The sequence below is a fragment of the Aeromicrobium alkaliterrae genome (assembly GCF_039529015.1).
GTDB lineage: Bacteria > Actinomycetota > Actinomycetes > Propionibacteriales > Nocardioidaceae > Aeromicrobium > Aeromicrobium alkaliterrae.
The window spans coordinates 467,715-488,457 of the sequence record NZ_BAAAME010000002.1; the positions used below are offsets into that span (position 1 = coordinate 467,715).

Annotated in this window: 19 protein-coding genes; 16 read left to right on the plus strand and 3 right to left on the minus strand. The window is 71.7% G+C overall.

Annotated elements, in window-relative coordinates; genetic code table 11:
- The first annotated feature begins 50 nt into the window (after positions 1 to 50).
- The 9 genes from ruvC (at position 51) to ABD127_RS03415 (ending at position 9,117) form a co-directional block, all read left to right on the plus strand.
- The gene (ruvC, locus tag ABD127_RS03375) at positions 51 to 557 is read left to right on the plus strand and encodes a crossover junction endodeoxyribonuclease RuvC (protein WP_344199397.1); all 507 of its coding nucleotides are present in this window, start codon (positions 51 to 53) and stop codon (positions 555 to 557) included.
- Positions 554 to 1,147, plus strand: coding sequence for a Holliday junction branch migration protein RuvA (ruvA, locus tag ABD127_RS03380; protein ID WP_344197720.1), 594 nt, complete (start codon positions 554 to 556; stop codon positions 1,145 to 1,147). The genes ruvC and ruvA overlap by 4 nt, the downstream gene beginning before the upstream one ends.
- Positions 1,144 to 2,223, plus strand: coding sequence for a Holliday junction branch migration DNA helicase RuvB (gene ruvB / locus ABD127_RS03385; RefSeq protein ID WP_344197722.1), 1,080 nt, complete (start codon positions 1,144 to 1,146; stop codon positions 2,221 to 2,223). Before ruvA ends, ruvB begins: the two co-directional genes overlap by 4 nt.
- 131 nt (positions 2,224 to 2,354) lie before the next feature.
- Positions 2,355 to 2,651, plus strand: coding sequence for a preprotein translocase subunit YajC (gene yajC / locus ABD127_RS03390; protein WP_344197724.1), 297 nt, complete (start codon positions 2,355 to 2,357; stop codon positions 2,649 to 2,651).
- The gene (gene secD, locus ABD127_RS03395; RefSeq protein ID WP_344197726.1) at positions 2,651 to 4,276 is read left to right on the plus strand and encodes a protein translocase subunit SecD; all 1,626 of its coding nucleotides are present in this window, start codon (positions 2,651 to 2,653) and stop codon (positions 4,274 to 4,276) included. The genes yajC and secD overlap by 1 nt, the downstream gene beginning before the upstream one ends.
- Complete coding sequence (secF, locus tag ABD127_RS03400; protein WP_344197728.1) at positions 4,276 to 5,370, plus strand: protein translocase subunit SecF; 1,095 nt, start codon at positions 4,276 to 4,278, stop codon at positions 5,368 to 5,370. Before secD ends, secF begins: the two co-directional genes overlap by 1 nt.
- A 62-nt stretch (positions 5,371 to 5,432) precedes the next feature.
- Complete coding sequence (locus tag ABD127_RS03405) at positions 5,433 to 5,999, plus strand: hypothetical protein (RefSeq protein ID WP_344197730.1); 567 nt, start codon at positions 5,433 to 5,435, stop codon at positions 5,997 to 5,999.
- A 23-nt stretch (positions 6,000 to 6,022) separates the two neighbouring features.
- Positions 6,023 to 6,532 carry an adenine phosphoribosyltransferase gene (locus ABD127_RS03410; protein WP_344199399.1) on the plus strand — a complete coding sequence of 170 codons (510 nt, stop codon included), beginning with the start codon at positions 6,023 to 6,025 and terminating at the stop codon, positions 6,530 to 6,532.
- Between the two features lie 215 nt (positions 6,533 to 6,747).
- A complete protein-coding gene (locus tag ABD127_RS03415) occupies positions 6,748 to 9,117 on the plus strand; it encodes a RelA/SpoT family protein (protein ID WP_425545783.1) in 2,370 nt (789 codons plus the stop codon).
- A 97-nt stretch (positions 9,118 to 9,214) separates the two neighbouring features.
- On the opposite strand, the gene ABD127_RS03420 is transcribed toward ABD127_RS03415, so the two are convergent.
- A complete protein-coding gene (locus ABD127_RS03420) occupies positions 9,215 to 10,129 on the minus strand; it encodes a hypothetical protein (RefSeq protein WP_344197732.1) in 915 nt (304 codons plus the stop codon).
- A 175-nt stretch (positions 10,130 to 10,304) separates the two neighbouring features.
- Positions 10,305 to 11,543 carry a DUF349 domain-containing protein gene (locus ABD127_RS03425; protein WP_344197734.1) on the minus strand — a complete coding sequence of 413 codons (1,239 nt, stop codon included), beginning with the start codon at positions 11,541 to 11,543 and terminating at the stop codon, positions 10,305 to 10,307.
- A gap of 60 nt (positions 11,544 to 11,603) precedes the next feature.
- On the opposite strand from ABD127_RS03425, the gene ABD127_RS03430 reads away from it, so the two are divergent.
- The 3 genes from ABD127_RS03430 to aspS are packed head-to-tail and all read left to right on the plus strand — an operon-like array spanning position 11,604 to position 15,438.
- Positions 11,604 to 12,311: an MBL fold metallo-hydrolase gene (locus tag ABD127_RS03430; RefSeq protein WP_344197737.1), complete on the plus strand. Its 708-nt coding sequence runs from the start codon at positions 11,604 to 11,606 to the stop codon at positions 12,309 to 12,311.
- Positions 12,311 to 13,663, plus strand: a complete 1,353-nt coding sequence (gene hisS / locus ABD127_RS03435) for a histidine--tRNA ligase (RefSeq protein WP_344197740.1) — start codon at positions 12,311 to 12,313, stop codon at positions 13,661 to 13,663. Before ABD127_RS03430 ends, hisS begins: the two co-directional genes overlap by 1 nt.
- Positions 13,660 to 15,438 carry an aspartate--tRNA ligase gene (gene aspS, locus ABD127_RS03440; RefSeq protein ID WP_344197742.1) on the plus strand — a complete coding sequence of 593 codons (1,779 nt, stop codon included), beginning with the start codon at positions 13,660 to 13,662 and terminating at the stop codon, positions 15,436 to 15,438. The genes hisS and aspS overlap by 4 nt, the downstream gene beginning before the upstream one ends.
- Positions 15,439 to 15,450: 12 nt before the next feature.
- On the opposite strand, the gene ABD127_RS03445 is transcribed toward aspS, so the two are convergent.
- A complete protein-coding gene (locus tag ABD127_RS03445) occupies positions 15,451 to 15,672 on the minus strand; it encodes a hypothetical protein (protein ID WP_344197744.1) in 222 nt (73 codons plus the stop codon).
- Between the two features lie 76 nt (positions 15,673 to 15,748).
- On the opposite strand from ABD127_RS03445, the gene ABD127_RS03450 reads away from it, so the two are divergent.
- From ABD127_RS03450 to alaS, 4 genes are all read left to right on the plus strand, one after another.
- Positions 15,749 to 17,113, plus strand: a complete 1,365-nt coding sequence (locus ABD127_RS03450) for a replication-associated recombination protein A (protein ID WP_344197746.1) — start codon at positions 15,749 to 15,751, stop codon at positions 17,111 to 17,113.
- A gap of 122 nt (positions 17,114 to 17,235) precedes the next feature.
- Positions 17,236 to 17,796: a hypothetical protein gene (locus ABD127_RS03455; RefSeq protein WP_344197748.1), complete on the plus strand. Its 561-nt coding sequence runs from the start codon at positions 17,236 to 17,238 to the stop codon at positions 17,794 to 17,796.
- Entirely contained in the window at positions 17,793 to 18,077 is a 285-nt protein-coding gene (locus ABD127_RS03460) for a DUF6167 family protein (protein ID WP_344197750.1), read from the plus strand. The genes ABD127_RS03455 and ABD127_RS03460 overlap by 4 nt, the downstream gene beginning before the upstream one ends.
- Positions 18,077 to 20,740: an alanine--tRNA ligase gene (gene alaS / locus ABD127_RS03465; protein ID WP_344197752.1), complete on the plus strand. Its 2,664-nt coding sequence runs from the start codon at positions 18,077 to 18,079 to the stop codon at positions 20,738 to 20,740. The genes ABD127_RS03460 and alaS overlap by 1 nt, the downstream gene beginning before the upstream one ends.
- Positions 20,741 to 20,743 lie beyond the last annotated feature (3 nt).

Genomic DNA, 20,743 nt, shown 5'->3' on the forward strand with positions numbered 1-20,743 from the left:
CGGTCGGTCCGCCTAGGCTGTCGAACATGAGTTCGGTCGGCATTCGCGTCCTGGGCATCGACCCCGGTCTGACCCGCTGCGGCGTCGGCGTCGTGGAGGGCTCGGCCGGCCGGCCGATGTCGCTCGTCCACGTCGGTGTCGTGCGCACCCCGGCCGACCTCGACGTCGCCCGCCGCCTGCTCCTGCTGTCGGAGGGCATCGAGGAGGCGATCGCGACCCACCGTCCCGAGGCCGTCGCGATCGAGCGGGTCTTCGCGCAGCACAACGTCCGCACCGTCATGGGCACGGCCCAGGCCAGCGGTGTCGCGATGGCGATCGCCGCCCGGCACGGCCTGGGCGTCCACCTGCACACGCCGAGCGAGGTCAAGGCCGCCGTCACGGGCAACGGTCGGGCCGACAAGGCCCAGGTCGGCCAGATGGTCACCCGCATCCTGCGCCTGGCCGAGGCCCCCAAGCCCGCCGACGCCGCCGACGCGCTGGCCATCGCGATCTGCCACGTGTGGCGCGGGGGAGCGCAGCAGCGCCTCGCTGCGGCGCTGGCCCGGTCCGGCCGATGATCGCCTCGCTGCGCGGCACCGTCGCCGCGATCCAGCTCGACGGAGCCGTGCTCGACGTCTCCGGGGTGGGCTACTTCGTGCGCAGCACGCCGGGCACGCTCGCGACACTGCGCCTCGGCCAGGAGGCCACGGTCGCCACGACGCTGGTCGTCCGCGAGGACTCGATGACCCTCTACGGCTTCGGCGGCCCCGACGAGCGCGACATGTTCGAGCTCGTCCAGACCGCCAGCGGCGTCGGGCCGAAGGTCGCCCTGGCGATGCTCTCGGTGCTCGACCCCGACCGCCTGCGCAGCGCGATCGCGGGCGCCGACTACCCCGTGCTCACGTCGGTCCCCGGCATCGGCCGCAAGGGCGCCGAGCGCATCGTGGTCGAGCTCAAGGACCGCGTCGGCCTGGCCACCACCGCCACGGCGACGGGTGCCCCCGCGTGGCGCGAGCAGGTCCACGAGGCGCTGCTCGGCCTCGGCTGGAGCGCCCGCGACGCGGAGTCCGCCGTCGACACGGTCGCCGCCGACCTCCCGGCCGACGAGACCCCCGACGTCTCGCTCCTGCTGCGCGACGCCCTGCGATCCCTGGCCCGCACCCGATGAACGACGACGAGCCGGGGCTCTCAGACCTCGAGGAGAGCATCGTCGCGCCGGTCGTCGGCACCGACGACCGCGCCTACGAGGCGGCCCTGCGCCCACGCACGCTCGAGGAGGTCGTGGGTCAGGACCGGGTGCGCGAGCAGCTCGCCCTCGTCCTCGACGCCGCCACGGCACGCGGGTCGGTGCCCGACCACGTGCTGCTCTCGGGCCCGCCCGGTCTCGGCAAGACGACCCTCGCGATGATCATCGCGAACCAGCTCAGCGCGCCGCTGCGCATCACGAGCGGTCCGGCCATCCAGCACGCCGGCGACCTCGCCGCGATCCTGTCGGGCGTCATGGAGGGCGACGTCGTCTTCATCGACGAGATCCACCGCATGTCGCGCCCCGCCGAGGAGCTGCTCTACATGGCGATGGAGGACTTCCGGGTCGACGTCATCGTCGGCAAGGGCCCCGGCGCCACGGCGATCCCGCTCGAGATCCCGCCCTTCACGGTCGTCGGCGCCACGACCCGTGCCGGCCTGCTGCCGAGCCCGCTTCGCGACCGCTTCGGGTTCACCGCCCAGCTCGACTACTACGAGCCGCAGCACCTGCAGCAGATCGTGACCCGGTCGGCCGGCCTGCTCGCGCTCGACCTCACGGTCGACGGCGCGGCCGAGATCGCCGGCCGCTCGCGCGGCACCCCGCGCATCGCCAACCGCCTGCTGCGGCGCGTCCGCGACTACGCCGAGGTGCGCACCGGGGGAGTGCTCGACCTCGCGGCGGCCCGCACCGCGCTCGAGCTGTACGAGGTCGACGACCTCGGCCTCGACCGCCTCGACCTGGCCGTCCTGCGGGCGCTGTGCGCCAGCTTCGGCGGCGGACCGGTCGGCGTCTCGACCCTCGCGGTCGCCGTCGGCGAGGAGCGCGAGACCGTCGAGGAGATCGCCGAGCCGTACCTGGTGCGGCTCGGGTTCCTGGCGCGCACGCCCCGCGGTCGCGTCGCGACGCCGGCGGCCTGGCGGCACCTGGGGCTCACGCCCCCGGCCGGCGCCGAGGTACAGCTCTCCTTCGGCGACGACGTCCCCGGTGCCCAATCCTGATTTCTCGCTGAATCCGGGCCATCAGGTGCGGTGTCACGGCGTGTGACGTCTACACTTCCCGATGGCCCACGGGCCGTACCTGTCCGGCACCTGCTGCTCGGACGCACCTCACTCTCGTCTGGAGCTCTCGCGTGTCCGACCTGGCCGGCCTCATCCCTCTGGTGCTCATCGTCGTCGTGTTCTGGCTGTTCATCGTCCGGCCGGCGCGCAAGAAGCAGCAGCAGTTCTCGTCCCTGCAGGACGAGCTCCAGCCCGGGCTCGAGGTGATGACGACCAGCGGCATCTTCGCCGAGATCGTCTCGCTGGACGACCTCGAGGCGCGCCTGCGGATCGCCGACGGCGTCGAGATCCGGGTCCACCGTCAGGCCATCGGCCAGATCGTGCGCCCCGAGCCCGCCGCCGACCCCGAGATCGTCGAAGGCGACTGATGGCCCCGCCCGCTCGCGGCCGGAAGGTCCTGCGTCCTGGACGCACGCTGCTCCTGTTCATGGCCGGGGTGGTGGCGCTGTTCGCCCTGATCGGTCTGGTCGACCTCGAGGACGGCACCGGGCACGGAGCCTGGACCCCGCGGCTCGGACTCGACCTCCAGGGCGGCACGCGGATCACGCTCCAGGCGCAGTCGAGCGACGGTGACGTCACCGCCGAGAACCTCGCCCAGGCGCGCAGCATCATCGACCAGCGGGTCAACGCGACGGGAGTCTCCGAGGCGGAGGTCACGACGCAGGGCGGCAACCAGATCGTCATCGAGATCCCGGGCAAGGAACGCGGCGACATCGTGGACCAGGTCGGGCGCACGGCGCAGATGCAGTTCCGGCTGCTGTGGCAGCCGCAGGTCCAGTCGACGGGGCAGCCCCTCGACGAGGCGACCGCGGCGGCGGCCCAGGACGCCGTCGACGCCGTCGACTGGTCGGCCCTGAGCCTCGACCAGATGATCGCCGGCGAGACGCAGACCCCCGCGGCCCTGCCGCAGGAGTACCAGGCCGGCATCGCTGCCCTTCAGCAGCAGGCCCAGGCCTTCGTGTGCACCCCCGACGACCTCGCGGTCGTCGACACCGCGAACGAGCCGATCGTCACGTGCGACCCCAAGACCGGCGAGGTCATGATCCTGAGCCCCGCCGTCATCGGCGGCTCGCACGTCAAGGGCGCCAGCGCTGGCGTGCCGCAGGGCAGCGTGCAGTGGGTCGTCGACATCGAGCTCGACGGCGAGGGCGGCGACACCTTCGACACCGTCACCGCGGCGCTGACCCCGGCCCAGGGCCGCTTCGCCGTCGTGCTCGACGGCGAGGTGCTGACCGCGCCGACGTCGAACGCGCACATCACCAACGGCAAGGCCCAGATCAGCGGCAGCTTCACGCAGAAGACCGCGGTCGAGCTCGCCAACCAGCTCAAGTACGGCGCCCTGCCGCTGACCTTCGAGGTCAACGGCGTCTCGGTCGAGGGGCCGACGCTCGCCGGTTCGCAGCTCGAGGCCGGCCTGATCGCGGGTGCGGTCGGCATGGTGCTGGTGCTGCTCTACGGCCTCTTCTACTACCGCGGCCTCGGCCTGGTGGTCATGGCCTCGCTCGGCGTCGCCGCGCTCGTGACCTTCGGGCTCGTGCTGCTGCTCGGCCAGGCGATGGGCTTCACGCTGACCCTGCCCGGCATCGCCGGACTCATCGTCGCGATCGGCATCACGGCCGACTCCTTCATCGTCCTGTTCGAGCGCATCCGTGACGAGGTGCGCGAGGGCAAGTCGCTGCGCCTGGCCGTGGAGTCCGGGTGGGCCCGCGCCCGCTCCACGATCCTCGCGGCTGACGCGGTCTCGTTCCTGGCCGCCGCGATCCTGTTCATCTTCGCGATCGGGGTCGTGCGCGGGTTCGCGTTCGCCCTCGGGCTCACGACGCTGGTCGACATCCTGGTGGTGTTCTTCTTCACCAAGCCGTTGATGTCGCTGCTGGCGCGCACGAAGTTCTTCGGCCAGGGGCACCGCCTCTCGGGCCTGGACGCCGCCCACCTGGGCATCAAGGACCGCAAGGTCACGGAGATCGCCGCGAGCCCGGGAGGTCGGTCCTGATGGGACGACTCAGCACGTTCGGCCAGCACCTGTACACGGGCCGCATCTCGATCGACTTCGTCGGCCGCCGCATGGTCTGGTACCTGGTCAGCGCGGTGCTCATGATCGGCTCGGCCGCCGGACTCGGCGTGCACGGCCTCGAGCGCGGCATCGACTTCAAGGGTGGCGTCGAGTTCACCGCCCAGGTCTCCACCGCGAACGCCGCGACGGTCGACGACCTGCGCGAGGCCGCGGTCGACACGGGCCTGGACGCCGCGTCCGCGCCCGTCGTCAACACCTCCGGTGACAGCACGATCCGGCTCCAGACCGGCGCGCTCAGCCAGGACGAGACCTCCCAGGTCGTCGAGGCGCTGAAGGGCGCCGGCGCGAGCGAGGTCAGCCAGAACCTCGTCGGGCCCTCGTGGGGCACCGAGGTCGCCAAGAAGGCCCTGACGGGCCTCATCGTCTTCCTCGTCATCGTGGTGCTGTTCATCTGGGCCTACTTCCGTGAGTGGCGGATGTCGGTCGCAGCGATGGTCGCGCTGGCGCACGACATCGTCATCACGGTCGGCGTCTACGCCTGGTCGGGCTTCGAGGTCACGCCGGCCACCGTCACGGGTTTCCTCACGATCCTCGGCTACTCGCTCTACGACACCGTGGTCGTGTTCGACAAGGTGCGCGAGAACACGCGCGGCATCGCGTCCTCGACGACCCGGATCTACTCCGAGCAGGCCAACCTGGCCGTCAACCAGACGCTCGTGCGCTCGATCAACACCTCGATCACGGCCCTGCTGCCGGTCGGGGCGCTGCTCGTCGTCGGCGTCGGCGTGCTCGGCAGCGGCCCGCTGAAGGACCTCGCGCTCGCGCTGTTCGTCGGCATGGCCGTCGGCACGTACTCGTCGATCTTCATCGCGACCCCGCTCGCGGCGCAGCTCAAGGAGCGTGACCCGGCGGTGCGGGCGCACACCGAGAAGGTGCTCGCGCGGCGGGCCAAGGACCTCGTCGGCGCCTCGGCGTCGACACCGGCCTCACCGGCCCGTCCGGTGACCACCTCGGGCTCGGCGGGTCGCCAGCAGCCCCAGCGCTCGAGCCGACAGAAGCGCCGCGGACGCTGACGCGTCCGGCCCCTCGCCGCCCGCGTCCCAGTACCGTGTCCGTGAACCAAGGAGAAGAACCGATGACGTCCTCTGCCACGACCTCCCACTCCGCCCCCGCCTGGCGGCGCCCGCAGGTGCTCGCGATCGCGGGCGTGCTGGTGCTGGCGCTGGCCGCCGGCGGGTGGTTCTTCCTCCTGCGCGACAGCAGCGGCGCCTACTGCGACGACCTGCAGGCCTGGCAGGACAAGAGCGAGGAGACCCTCGCGCCGGACGCCGACCTGGAGACCTCCGCCACCTACCTGTCCGACAGCGTCACGCGCCGCCTCGACGGGGCCGAGAAGTTCTCCAAGGAGGGGCCGGACGACGTCCGCGCCGACTGGAAGCTGTTCCACGAGCGCCTGCTCGACGTCGTCGACGTGTTCAAGCAGATCGGCTACGACCTGACCGATCCGGCCGCTGTCCAGAAGTTCGCGTCCGACCTCCAGTCGGGTGCGCTCGCGTCGATCGACCCGGAGCTCCAGACCCAGGCGGCCGAGGTGCAGGCCAAGCTGGCCGACAGCGAGTCGACCGCGGCGGTCACGTCGATCACGACCGACGCCAAGGATCGGTGCGACATCGACCTGCAGCTGTCGACCTCGACCTCGTGAGCGCCGACGTGACGGTCCCGGACGTGACCGACCTGGTCGACCGCACCGTTCCGGTCGTGGCGGACTGGCCCGAGCCGGGCGTGCAGTTCCGCGACATCTCGCCGCTCCTGGCCGATCCGCAGGCCTTCGCGACCGTCGCCGACGCGATGGCGCAGGCGACCGGTGAGGTCGACCTGGTCCTGGGGGTGGAGGCGCGCGGCTTCCTGTTCGGGCTGGCCGTCGCCGAGCGCCTGGGCGTCGGCTTCGTCCCGGTGCGCAAGGCCGGCAAGCTGCCGGGCAGCACCGAGAGCGTCTCCTACGACCTCGAGTACGGCAGCGCCACGATCGAGGTCCCGTCGGGTGCCGTGGCCCCCGGTCAGCGGGTCGCGGTCGTCGACGACGTCCTCGCGACGGGCGGCACCCTGGCCGCGACGGTCGAGCTCGCCCGGCGCTGCGGCGGCGAGGTCGTGAGCGCGGTCGTGCTGATCGAGATCGAGGCGCTCGGCGGTCGAGCGGTGCTCGACGTGCCCCTCGCGGCCCTGCGGACCTACTGAGACGGCACGGCACGGCCGCGGAGCGCGCCCCTGCGCGACCGGCGTGACCACGTCTCTGCGATCCTGTGACCTCCACCGATCGGAGGAGGCCTGGTGAACCCGTCCCAGATGCGCGTCGTCGCGCTCGTGCTGGTCGCGATCCTGGTGCTCGGCACCGCCGCGTCCCTCATCAACGGTCTGCTCTGAGTCCGTAGACTGGTCAGCAGGAGGTCGTCGTGGCAGAACGTGGTGAGGTCGCCGAGGCGGCGAGCCACGTCCCGACGCCCGAGGAGGCGGCCGACCAGGCCGTCGCACCCGAGCCCGAGGCTGCGGAGGCGGCGCCCACCACGGCGCGCGTCCGGTCGCGTCTGTCTCGCATCGGCGGCAAGACCCAGACGGGTCAGGCCGTCCTCGAGCCGCTTCTGAAGATCTACCGCGTCACGCACCCCAAGGGCGACGTCACGTCGATCCAGAAGGCGTACACGATCGCCGAGCGGATGCACACGGGCCAGACCCGCAAGAGCGGCGACCCGTACATCACGCACCCCCTCGCGGTCGCCACGATCCTGGCCGAGCTCGGCATGACGGCCCCCACGCTGTGCGCCGCCCTGCTGCACGACACCGTCGAGGACACGCCGTACACGCTCGACGAGCTGCGGGTCGACTTCGGCGACGAGGTCGTCCACCTGGTCGACGGCGTCACGAAGCTCGACAAGGTCAAGTACGGCGCCACCGCGCAGTCCGAGACCATCCGCAAGATGGTCGTGGCGATGAGCCGCGACATCCGGGTGCTCGTCATCAAGCTCGCCGACCGCCTGCACAACATGCGCACCCTGCGGTACCTGCGCCAGGACAAGCAGGAGCGCATCGCGACCGAGACCCTCGAGATCTTCGCGCCGCTGGCCCACCGGCTCGGCATGAACACGATCAAGTGGGAGCTCGAGGACCTCGCCTTCGGCGTGCTCCACCCCAAGGTCTACGACGAGATCGTGCGGCTCGTGGCCGACCGTGCGCCGTCGCGCTCGACGTTCCTCGAGCGGGTCATCGGCGACGTCGAGTCCGACCTCAAGCACACGCGCATCAAGGCCACCGTCACCGGTCGGCCGAAGCACTACTACTCGATCTATCAGAAGATGCTGGTGCGGGGCCGCGACTTCGCCGACATCTTCGACCTCGTCGGGGTGCGCATCCTGGTCGACTCGGTCGCCGACTGCTACGCCGTGCTCGGCGTGCTGCACGCCCGCTGGAACCCGATCCCGGGGCGGTTCAAGGACTACATCAGCGTCCCGAAGTTCAACATGTACCAGTCGCTGCACACGACCGTGATCGGTCCGCAGGGCAAGGCCGTGGAGCTGCAGATCCGCACGTACGCGATGCACCGCCGCGCCGAGTACGGCGTCGCGGCGCACTGGAAGTACAAGGAGGACGGCACCGCGCGCGACAAGGGCTCGAAGGCCGGCGGGGCAGCCCCCGCCAGCTCGGAGATGACCTGGCTGCGCGAGCTGCTCGACTGGCAGTCCGAGACCGAGGACTCGATCGACTTCCTCGACCAGCTCCGCTACGAGATGGGCCAGACCGGTGTCTATGCGTACACGCCGCGCGGCGACCTGATCCAGCTCCCGGACGGCTCGACGCCGGTCGACTTCGCCTACTCGGTGCACACCGAGGTCGGGCACGCGTGCATCGGCGCGCGGGTCAACGGCCGCCTGGTGTCGCTGGAGTCCAAGCTCGAGACGGGCGACGTCGTGGAGGTCTTCACCTCCAAGTCGCCCGACGCGGGTCCGAGCCGCGACTGGCTCGAGTTCGTCGCCAGCCCGCGGGCCCGCAACAAGATCCGCCAGTGGTTCACCAAGGAGCGCCGCGAGGAGGCCGTCGAGCACGGCAAGGACCTCATCGCGCGCCAGATGCGCAAGGAGAGCCTCCCGCTCGTGCGGCTGTTCCGGCAGCGCACGCTCGAGGCGGTCGCGGCCGACCTCAACCTGGCCGACATCACCGCGCTGTACGCCGCTGTTGGCGAGAACCACGTCAGCGCGCAGAGCATCGTCGAGCGCGTGCTGGCGCTCTCGGGCGGGCGTGCGGGTGCCGAGGAGGACCTGGCCGAGGCCACCGTGCCGACCGTCGCGCGCCGCGTCGTGCGGTCCCGCGACGGGTCGGACGCGGGCGTCGTGGTCGAGGGGCTCGAGGGCAACGCGCTGGTCAAGCTCGCCCGGTGCTGCACGCCGGTCCCGGGCGACGACATCGAGGGCTTCGTGACGCGCACGTCCGGGGTCTCCGTGCACCGCGCGAGCTGCGTCAACCTGGTGCAGCTCCGCGCCGACGAGCCGGGCCGCCTGGTGGCGGTGCGCTGGGCGCCGAGCTCGACCAGCACGTTCCTGGTCGCGCTGCAGGTCGAGGCGCTGGACCGGCCGGGCCTGCTGTCCGACATCACGCGCGTGATGTCCGAGCAGCACGTCAACATCCTGTCGGCGGCACTGTCGACGGGCTCGGACCGGGTCGCGAAGAGCAAGTTCACCTTCGAGATGGGCGACGCCAAGCACCTCGGCCACGTCCTCAACGCCGTCCGCACGATCGAGGGCGTCTTCGACGTCTACCGCCTCACCCAGTAACGAACGACCGCTCGCGAGTGAATTCCCGCCCCTCCGCGAGTGGATTCCCGCCCCGCGGGGAGTGAGTTCCCGCCCCGCGGGGAGTGAGTTCCCGTCCTCAGAGATGACCCCACCAGCGCCGGAGCGGCACGAGGCCCAGATGCGCGCCGACCGCCTCCTCGAACGTGGCGTCCTGGCCGAAGATCGACGAGCGACGAGCCAGCACCCACCGCCATCCCCACTGCACGGAGAGGTCGTCGCGCCGCTCCTCGTCCCAGGCGAGATCCGACAGCGCCGAGTGGTGCGCGGAGCCGTCGTACTCGATGGCGACCTTCTGCACCTCGTACGCCAGGTCGATCCGACGGATGACGCCGTCATGGTCGGCCACCTCGACCTGCAGCTCGGGCGGCGGGAAGCCGGCGTCGTGCAGTCGCAGGCGGGTCCACGACTCGCCAGGTGACTCCGCGCGGGCGTCGACCAGGCCGACCAGGGAACGAGCCTGGCGGATGCCCGGGTATCCCTTGAGGTGCATGACGACACTGCTGAGCTCACCGAGGTCGACCAGCCCGGAGCGCGTCATCTGGTCGGCGGACGCGAGCGCGTACGGCCGGTACTGGCGACGGAGGAGGTCGCTGGCCGTGCGGACCGGCGTGGTCGAGAACGTCCCGAAGTCCTCGGTGACGTCGTGCGAGCCCAGCCGAGCCTGGCGACAGTCGATCCCGCTCCGGACGATCCGCGTCTCGCCGTGAGGAACCAGGAAGGTCGGCGTCATGTCGAAGCGTCGCCCAGGCGGGTGCACGTCCAGACCCATGACCCAGGCGGCGGTCTCGCTGCACGCGACGCCGTGCGGCGGGCGGATGCGCTCGACGGCCAGGACCCGCAGGTCGCGATCTTCCGGCACCCGGGCGTCGACGAACACGCCACGCAGGAGCCGGCGCACCGTTCCCGACTGGAGCGCGAGTCGGATCTGCTTGGGCGACATCACCCCGTCGTCGGTGACGAAGGGACGGCCGTCGGCGATGAGCTGCTGCATGGCGACATGCAAGCCCTCACCGCCGTCGGCGTCACCTCGTTGTCCACAGGTGCCCCGCCGCAAGGGCAGGAGTTCACTCCCCGCAGGGCGGAAAGTCACTCCCCGCGGGGCGGAAACTCACTCCTGATGGGGCGGGAATCCACTCGCGAGCGGTAGTTCTGTGGGTGGGGTGGGGTCAGGAGTAGTCGGACTGGGCCTGTTGGGCCATGGCGAGGAAGGAGCGGTGGGACTCGAGCTTGGCGGCCAGGTCCTTCGTCTTCCTCGCGTCACCGGCGGCCTCGGCCTTCGCCAGCGCCTCCTCGGCCTCGGTGATCGCGCGCTCGAGCTTGCTGACCATGTCGTCGGCGCGGGCCGACTTCTCCGGATCGGTGCGCTTCCACTCCTGGTCGCCCGCGGCCTTGATGGCCTGCTCGACCTTCTTGATGCGCCCCTCGAGCTCGGAGATGCGAGCGCGGGGGACCTTGCCGGCGGCCTCCCAGCGATCGGCGATGTCGTTCATGGCCCGGCGCGCGGTCTCGAGGTTCGTGATCGGCAACAGAGCCTCGGCCTCGACCAGGAGCTTCTCCTTGGCCTCGGCGTTGACCGCGAACTCCGCGTCGAGCGCCGCGTTGGCCTCGTCGCGTGCCTGGAAGAAGACGTCCTGGGCCGCGCGGAAGCGCTTCCAGAGCTTGTCCTCGACGTTGCGCGGCGCCGCCCCGGCGGCCTTCCAGCGCGACATCAGATCGCGGTACGCGCCGGCCGTGGCGCCGAAGTCGGTCGAGCTCGAGAGCGCCTCGGCCTCGGCGATGAGCTTCTCCTTGACCTTCTTGGCCTCGGAGCGCTTGCCGTCCTGCTCGGCGAAGAACGTCTTACGACGGCGCATGAAGGACGTGCGCGCCCCGCTGAAGCGGTGCCACAGGGCGTCGTCGGCCGCCTTGGCGAGCCGGGGGAGCGCCTTCCACTCGTCGAGCAGCTCGCTGAGCCGGTCGGCGCCTTTGCGGTAGTCGGTACCCGCGGCGACCTTCTCGGCCTCCGCGACGATGGCGTTCTTGCGGACCTCGGACTCCGCCTGCTCGGCGACCCGTGCTGCCTTGCGCTCCTCGCGGGCCTTCTCGATCTGCGGCGCGAGCGCCTCGAGACGGGTCTCGAGCGACGCGAGATCACCGAGCGCAGCGGCGTCGGTGATGTTCTCGCGGGCCTTGTCGAGCGCCTTGACGGCATCGGTGGGGGAGAGCGCTCCCGACTCGAGGCGCTTCTCCAACAGCTCGACCTCGGTCTCGAGGGCGCCGAAGCGTCGCTCGTAGAACGCGAGGGCCTCGGCGGGGTCGGATCCAGCGGCCCACTGGCCGATGAGTCGCTCGCCGTCGGCGGTGCGGAGGTGGACGTTGCCCTCGTCGTCGACGCGGCCCCACGGGTGCTCGGCGGGTGTGGTCATGGCGACAGTCTAGGAGGACGCGAGCGGGAGCCGTCAGCGCACTCGCGTACCCTGTCCGACGTGCTCCTGACGTCCTTCCCTGCCGGTCCGTTGCAGGCGAACTGCTACCTCGTCGCGCGGGGCCCGGGTACGGGGTGCGCGGTCGTCGATCCGGGCATGGACGCGATCGAGGGAGTGCGGTCCGTCGCGGCCGAGCACGACCTCACGCCGCAGGCCGTCCTGGTGACCCACGGACACTTCGACCACCTCTGGTGCGCCCAGGATGTCGCGCGCGAGTGGGACTGCCCCGTGTGGATCCACCCGGCCGACCGCCACCTGCTGAGCGACCCGATGGCCGCCATCTCGAACGAGTCCGCCGCGATGCTGCGCGGCCAGCTGGGCCTCGACGGCGAGCTGCCGGAGTTCGTCGAGCCCGCCGACGTCCGCGACGCGGTCGACGGTGCCACGGTCGACGTCGACGGCGTCACGTTCACCGTGGCGCACGTGCCCGGTCACACGCCCGGCACGCTCTACTACCTGATCGACTACCCCGACCAGCCCGAGGTCTCGCAGGTCATGTTCTCCGGTGACTTCCTGTTCGCGGGCTCGATCGGGCGCACCGACCTGGTCGGCGGCTCGCACCCGGAGATGATCGACAGCCTGCGCACCAAGGTCCTGCCGCTGCGCGACGACGTCGTCGTGCTCCCGGGTCACGGCCCGCAGACCTCGGTCGGCCGCGAGCGCGCCACGAACCCGTACCTCGTGCAGATCGCCGACGGTCTCAGCTGATGGCCAAGCTGTCCGGCTTCCCGGAGTACACCCCGCGCGAGCGCATCGTCGAGCAGGCCGTGCTCGACCACCTGCGCCGCACGTTCGAGCTGCACGGCTTCGGATCGGTCGAGACCCGCGCGGTCGAGCCGCTCGACGTGCTGCTGCGCAAGGGCGAGATCGACAAGGAGGTCTACGCCGTCAGCCGTCTGCACGGCGCGGAGGCCGCCGAGCTCGCCCTGCACTTCGACCTCACCGTCCCCTTCGCGCGCTACGTCGTCGAGAACGCGAACGACCTCGACTTCCCGTTCCGCCGCCACCAGATCCAGAAGGTCTGGCGCGGCGAGCGCCCGCAGCAGGGCCGCTTCCGCGAGTTCACGCAGGCCGACATCGACGTGGTCGGTCGCGACGTCCTGCCCGCGCACGCCGACGTCGAGGTCGCCCAGGTCATGACCGAGGCGCTCGGTGGGCTGATGGAGCTCGTGGGCTCGCCCACCGCCCACGCGACGCTGCAGGTCGCCAACCGCAAGGTCCTGGAGGGCTTCTACCTCGGGCTCGGCCTGGCCGACCCCACGGCGGTCATGCAGGTCGTCGACAAGCTCGACAAGGTCAGCCCCGAGAAGATCCGCGTCATGCTGGCCGAGATCGGCGTCGACGACGACAGCGCGACGAAGGTCCTCGGTCTGGCCGAGATCGTCACCACCGACACGTCGTTCGTGCAGCGCGTCGAGGCGCTCGGTGTCGAGCACCCGCTGCTCGCCGAGGGCCTGGCCGAGCTCGAGCACGTCGTCGGCTCGATCGTGGCGCCCGAGCGCGTCACCGTCACGGCCGACCTGCGCATCGCGCGCGGGCTCGACTACTACACCGGCACGGTCTTCGAGACCCGCCTGTCGGGCTACGAGCAGCTCGGCTCGATCTGCTCCGGCGGCCGGTACGAGAAGCTCGCCGCCGACAACCGCAGCACCTACCCCGGCGTCGGCATCTCGCTCGGCGTCTCGCGCCTGCTCGCGGCACTGCTCGCCGACGGGCTCACGACGACCCGGTCGGTGCCCTCGGCGGTGCTCGTCGCGGTTGCCGACGAGTCGGAGCGCGCGGCGGCCGACGCCGTGGCCCGGACGTTGCGCGCCCGAGGGATCGCCACCGAGGTCGCCCCCGCTGCGGCCAAGCTCGGCAAGCAGATCCGTCACGCCGAGCGTCGCGGCATCCCGTTCGTCGTATTCGCCCCCGCCGAGCCGGGCGGCGCGCACACCGTCAAGGACATCCGCAGCGGCGACCAGGTCGAGGTCGACCCGGCCACCTGGACACCGCCCGCCGCCGACCTGCGCCCGCAGGTCGTCGCCCCCAGCCCCGTACCCGAGGAGAAGAACTCGTGATCCGCACGCATGACGCCGGCACTCTGACCGCCGACAGCATCGGCCAGCAGGTGACGCTGGCCGGCTGGGTCTCGCGCCGCCGCGATCACGGTGGTGTCGCCTTCATCGACCTGCGCGAGGCCAGCGGCGTCGTCCAGGTCGTCGTGCGCGAGGACGTCGCCCACCAGCTGCGCGCCGAGTACTGCCTCAAGATCACCGGCACCGTCCAGCGCCGGCCCGACGGCAACGAGAACTCCGCCATCGCGACGGGCGAGATCGAGGTCGTCGCCGACGACGTCGAGATCCTCAGCGCGTCGGCGCCCCTGCCGTTCCCGATCGACGACGCCGCTGCCTCGAGCGCCGGCGAGGTCGGCGAGGAGGCGCGCCTGCGCCACCGCTACCTCGACCTGCGTCGCTCGGGCCCGGCCTCGGCGCTGCGCCTGCGCTCGAAGGTCAACGCCACGGCGCGCGAGGTGCTGGCCCGCCACGACTTCGTGGAGGTCGAGACACCCACGCTGACGCGGTCGACGCCCGAGGGTGCCCGCGACTTCCTCGTGCCCGCGCGCCTGCGCCCGGGCAGCTGGTACGCGCTGCCGCAGAGCCCCCAGCTGTTCAAGCAGCTGCTCATGGTCGGTGGGCTGGAGCGGTACTACCAGATCGCGCGCTGCTACCGCGACGAGGACTTCCGCGCCGACCGCCAGCCGGAGTTCACCCAGCTCGACATCGAGATGAGCTTCGTCGACCAGGACGACGTCCTCGCGCTGGCCGAGGAGATCTACGTCGCGCTGTGGAAGCTCATCGACGTCGAGCTGCCCACCCCGTTCCCGCGCATCACCTACGCCGACGCGATGAGCAAGTACGGCTCCGACAAGCCCGACCTGCGCTTCGAGCTCGAGCTCACCGAGCTGACCGAGTACTTCAAGGACACCCCGTTCCGGGTGTTCCAGGCGCCGTACGTCGGCGCGGTCGTGCACCCCGGCGGAGCCGACCAGCCGCGACGCACGCTCGACGGCTGGCAGGAGTGGGCCAAGCAGCGCGGTGCGCGTGGTCTGGCCTACGTGCTGGTGCAGGAGGACGGCACCCTCGGTGGCCCCGTGGCCAAGAATCTTTCCGACGCCGAGCGTGACGGTCTGGCCGCAGCGGCGGGCGCGAAGCCCGGCGACGCGATCTACTTCGCGGCCGGCCCGACCAAGTCGATGCGTCAGCTGCTCGGCGCCGCGCGGGTCGAGATCGCACGCCGCGAGGGCCTGATCGACGAGTCCGCCTGGGCGTTCGCGTTCGTCGTCGACTGGCCGATGTTCGAGCCGGTCAGCGAGCTCGACTCCGGCGACGTCGCGGTCGGCGGCGGGGAGTGGACCGCGGTGCACCACGCGTTCACGGCGCCGCAGGACGTCGCGACGCTGGCCACGCCGGGCGACTCGCTCGCCTGGGCCTACGACATCGTCTGCAACGGCAACGAGGTCGGTGGCGGCTCGCTGCGCATCCACCGCGAGGACACGCAGAAGCGAGTCTTCGAGATCATGGGCATCGGCAACGAGGAGGCGCAGGAGAAGTTCGGCTTCCTCCTCGACGCGTTCAAGTTCGGCGCCCCGCCGCACGGTGGCATCGCGTTCGGCTGGGACCGCACGGTCGCGCTGCTGACCGGCTCGGACTCGATCCGCGACGTCATCGCCTTCCCGAAGTCCGGTGGCGGCTACGACCCGCTGACGGCGGCTCCCGCCCCCATCACCGACGAGCAGCGCGCCGAGGCCGGCGTCGACTTCGAGCCCGAGGACGACGACACCCCGGAGGCCTGAGTCACAGGGGGCTCAGCCCCACCCGCCGTGGTCGGCGTTGCGCGCGACGCTGGGGTTCTGGCCGTGCTCCCGACCGCCGAAGGAGCGGTGCTGCTCGGCCTGCTGCGCCAGCTCCTCGCGGCTGAGCGTCGCGGGAGCAGGGCGACGCGAGCGACGTCGGAGCAGCACGAGGGCGGCCCCCGCAGCGACGACCGCGAGACCTGCGACCAGGACGATGATGCCGAGCGTGCTCATGTCGTCAGTGTCGGTCGGCCGGCCGCGCGGGTCAACGGGTCGAGTGGCCGTCGGTGAGCGTCGCTAGGCTCGCCGGGTGAGCGACGGCCTGTTCGACCTGCCCGGTGGTGGGGCCGACCTGCGCCGCGACTCGAACGGCTCGCTCGCGGGCAGCGCCTCGGCCAACGCCCCGCTCGCGGTGCGCATGCGGCCGCGCACGCTCGACGAGCTCGTCGGTCAGCAGCACCTGCTCGCGCCGGGCTCGCCGCTGCGACAGGTCATCGAGGGCGACCAGCCGCTGACGATCCTGCTCTGGGGCCCGCCCGGCACGGGCAAGACCACGCTCGCGAGCCTCATCAGCAACCACACCGACCGCCGGTTCGTCGAGGTCTCGGCGGTCAGCGCCGGCGTCAAGGAGGTCCGCGACGTCATCGCAGGATCCCGCCAGGCGCTCGCGAACACGGGCCGCGAGACCGTGCTGTTCGTCGACGAGGTCCATCGCTTCAGCAAGGCCCAGCAGGACGCCCTGCTGCCCGGGGTCGAGAACCGGTGGGTCAGCCTCGTCGCCGCCACGACCGAGAACCCGCACTTCAGCGTCATCTCACCGCTGCTCAGCCGTTCGCTGCTGCTGACGCTCGAGAGCCTGACCGACGACGACATCGCCACGCTGATGGACCGCGCCGTCACCGACGAGCGCGGTCTGGGCGGCGCCGTCGAGCTCACCGAGGAGGCCAAGGACCACCTCGTCCGGCTCGCCGGTGGTGACGGTCGTCGGGCGCTCACGTACCTCGAGGCCTCGGCCGGGGCGGCGAAGGCGCAGGGCAAGACCGTGATCGACGTCGAGGACGCCGCGCTCGCGGTCGACAAGGCGGCCGTGCGGTACGACCGCCAGGGCGACCAGCACTACGACGTCGCCAGCGCGCTGATCAAGAGCATCCGCGGCTCCGACGTCGACGCCGCCCTGCACTACCTCGCGCGCATGATCGACGCGGGGGAGGACGTCCGGTTCATCGCCCGACGCCTGATCATCTCGGCCAGCGAGGACGTCGGCATGGCCGATCCCACCGCGCTGCCCACGGCGGTCGCCGCGGCCGAGGCCGTCGCGATGATCGGACTGCCGGAAGGACGCATCCCGCTTGCGCAGGCCGTGGTGCACCTGGCGCTCGCCCCGAAGTCGAACGCCGCCTACAAGGCCATCGACGCCGCGATCGCCGACGTCCGCGCCGGCAAGGCGGGTCCCGTCCCGCCGGCGCTGCGCGACGCGCACTACTCGGGCGCCAAGAAGCTGGGCCACGGTCACGACTACCTCTACGCCCACAACGACGCGCGCGGTGTCGTGGGCCAGCAGTACGCGCCCGACGCCGTCGACGGCGCCGAGTACTACCAGCCCTCGCCCCACGGGTTCGAGGGCTCGCTGCGCGAGCGCCTGGCGCGCCTGCGCGCCATCCTCCGCGACCGCTGAGCCGCGGCACACCAGGTTCCCGTGGGTTGCGGCGCCCCCTTCGAGGCTCGTTCCTCGCACCTCAGGGGGCGGAGGGGGAACGAGGGCTGACCGGGGCGAGGCGGGCCTAGTAGCCTCGGTGCATGTCCACCGACGTCGTCGTGCTCGTCGCGACCGCGGTGCTCGCCCTGGCCGCACTCGTCGCGGCCGTCGTCACGGTCCGAGCCGCGCGGTCGGTCACGCGCGAGCGCGTGCGCCTCGAGGCCCGTCTGCGCGACGTCGAGACGGCCCAGACCGCGGCCCGCGCGAAGGCACGAGAGGCGACCCTCGTGCCGGTGCCGTTCGAGCCCGACCCCGCCGACGCGGCGCTGGTGGTGCGCAGCGGCGGCCTGCCCGAGGCCCCCACCGGCCAGACCGCCGAGACGCGCATCGTCGACGGCCGCGTCGTCGTGGTGCCCACGCAGCACGACCTCGTCGCCACTGCGCTGAGCCGCCCGGCCACGCGTTTCACGGTGCTGGTCCACGGCCTCGCCCACGCCTTGCGGCCCGAGTCGCGCGACCGCATCTCGGCCCTCATGCGGCGGGAGGTGAACCGCCGACGCCGCGAGCGCCAGCGTGCCGCCCGCCGAGCGGCTCGCGTGCACGTCCCCTCGGCGAGCCCGGCCTCGACGGCCTGGGTGTCCGCCCCGGAGGGTGAGCGGTGACGCCGCGGATCGTCTGGTTCGTCGCCGGTACCGCCGCCGGGGTCTACGCCTCGGTCAAGGCGCGCCGCGCTGCGTACCGCCTGTCCGTGCCGGGCATCGCCGACCAGGCCGCAGCCCTCGGTCTCGGACTCCGCGAGATGCGGTCCGAGGTCCGCGACGGCATGCAGGCCAAGCAGCGCGACGTCGTCGACGACCTGTACCGTCACGCTGCACTCCCGGCTGCTTCCGAGCACGCCCTCTCACTTCCCCCGACGTCACACCCCGAGAAGGACACCGACTGATGGAGACCGCCGAGATCCGGCGCCGATTCCTCGCGCACTTCGAGGCCGCCGGGCACACGGTCGTGCCCTCGGCACCGCTGCTGTTCGACGACCCGAACCTGCTGTTCGTCAACGCCGGCATGGTGCCGTTCAAGCCGTACTTCCTCGGGCAGGAGACGCCGTCGTTCGACCGGGCGACCAGCGTCCAGAAGTGCGTGCGCACCCTCGACATCGAGGAGGTCGGCAAGACCACGCGCCACGGCACGTTCTTCCAGATGAACGGCAACTTCTCCTTCGGCGACTACTTCAAGGAGGGGGCGATCACGCACGCGTGGCGCCTCATCACGGGGTCGCTCGACGACGGCGGGCTCGGCTTCGACCCGGAGAAGATCTGGGTCACGGTCCTGCACACCGACACCGAGGCGCGCGAGATCTGGAAGAAGGTCGCGGGCCTGCCCGACGAGCGCATCCAGAACCGCGGCCTGCTCGACAACTACTGGCACATGGGCGTCCCCGGTCCCGGTGGCCCCTGCAGCGAGATCTACGTCGACCGCGGCCCGCAGTACGGCCCCGACGGCGGCCCGGAGGCCGACGAGGACCGCTTCCTCGAGATCTGGAACCTCGTGTTCATGCAGGAGGAGATCACCAACGTCCGGGCGAAGGACCAGTTCGACGTCGTCGGACCGCTGCCGCAGCAGAACATCGACACGGGCATGGGCCTGGAGCGCGTCGCGTACCTGCTCCAGGGCAAGGAGAACCTGTACGAGATCGACGAGGTCTTCCCGGTCATCGCGAAGGCCGAGGAGCTGACGGGCCGCCGCTACGGCGCCGACCACGTCGACGACGTGCGGTTCCGCGTCATCGCCGACCACGTCCGCAGCGGCCTGATGCTGATGGGCGACGGCGTCACCCCCGGCAACGAGGCGCGCGGCTACGTGCTGCGCCGCCTGCTGCGTCGCGCGGTGCGCTCGATGCGCCTGCTCGGCTACGAGGACCCGGCCCTGCCGGCGCTCCTGCCGGTCAGCCTGGACCGCATGAAGGCCAGCTACCCCGAGCTCGAGGCCGACTTCGCGCGCATCAGCCAGGTCGCCTACGCCGAGGAGGAGGCGTTCCGCCAGACCCTCGGCAAGGGCACGCAGATCTTCGACCAGCAGGCCACCGCCGTGAAGCAGGGCGGCGGCACCGGGCTCAGCGGCGAAGCCGCCTTCACCCTTCACGACACCTACGGCTTCCCGATCGACCTGACGCTCGAGATGGCCGAGGAGCAGGGCCTGTCGGTCGACGCCGACGGCTTCCGTGCGCTCATGGCCGAGCAGCGGGCGCGGGCCAAGGCCGACGCCAAGTCCAAGAAGGGCGTCCACGCCGACACCACGGCGTACCGAGCGGCGCTCGACGCCCACGGTCCGACCGACTGGCTCGCGTACACCGACCTCCGGACCGAGTCGCGGGTCCTCGCGCTCCTGAACGAGGGTGCCGCGACCCCGGCCATCACCGCAGGCTCGATCGGGGAGGTCGTGCTCGACCGCACCCCGTTCTACGCCGAGTCCGGTGGTCAGAACGCCGACGCCGGCCACCTGACCTGGTCGGGCGGACGGGCCGAGGTGCTCGACGTGCAGCGACCCATCAAGGGCCTGGTCGTGCACCAGGTGCGCGTGCTCGAGGGCGAGCTGACCCTCGACACGACCCTGGAGGCGCAGGTCGATTCCGAGTGGCGCACCGGTGCCCGCCAGGCGCACTCGGGCACGCACGTCGTGCATGCCGCGCTGCGCGAGGTCCTCGGACCCACCGCGCTGCAGTCGGGCTCGTACAACCGTCCGGGCTACCTGCGTCTCGACTTCGGGTGGGGCGGCGCGCTGTCGCCCGAGCAGGTCCGCGACGTCGAGGCCGCCTCGAACCGTGCGCTGCGCGCAGACCTGCCGGTCAGCGCCAGCTACATGACGCTGCCCGAGGCCCGCGAGGCCGGCGCCCTGGCGCTGTTCGGCGAGACCTACGGCGAGCAGGTCCGCGTCGTCGAGATCGGCGGTCCCTGGTCGCGCGAGCTCTGCGGTGGCACGCACGTCGAGCACTCCTCGCAGATCGGCACGGTCGTCGTGACCTCCGACAGCTCGGTCGGCGCGGGCAACCGCCGCGTCGAGGCGCTCGTCGGACTCGAGGGCTTCGCGTACCTGGCGCGCGAGCGCGACCTCGTGTCGCAGCTCTCCGGCCTGCTGAAGGTCAAGCCCGACGAGATCCCCGGCCGGGTCGGCGACCTCGTCGAGCGGCTCAAGGTCTCCGAGCGCGAGCTCGAGAAGATCAAGGCGGCCGAGCTCCTCTCGGGCGCCGCCACGATCGCCGAGTCCGGCAAGGACGTCGGCGGCACGACCGTCGTCGCGGCCCGCCTGGAGGGTGTCGGCGGCGGTGACCTGCGCACGCTCGCGCTCGACGTCCGCGCCCGCATGGGTGCGGAGCGTCCGGCTGTCGTCGCGCTGTTCGGCGTGGTCGACGCCAAGCCGTCGGTCGTCATCGCGGTCAACAAGCCCGGCATCGACGCGGGCCTCGCGGCCGGCGACCTGGTGCGTACGGCGGGCGAGAAGATCGGCGGCCGCGGAGGCGGCAAGGCCGACGTCGCCCAGGGCGGTGGCACGGACGCGGCGGGTGTCGAGTCCGCGATCGCGGCGGTCGAGGCCGCCGTGGGCGGGGCGTAGCGG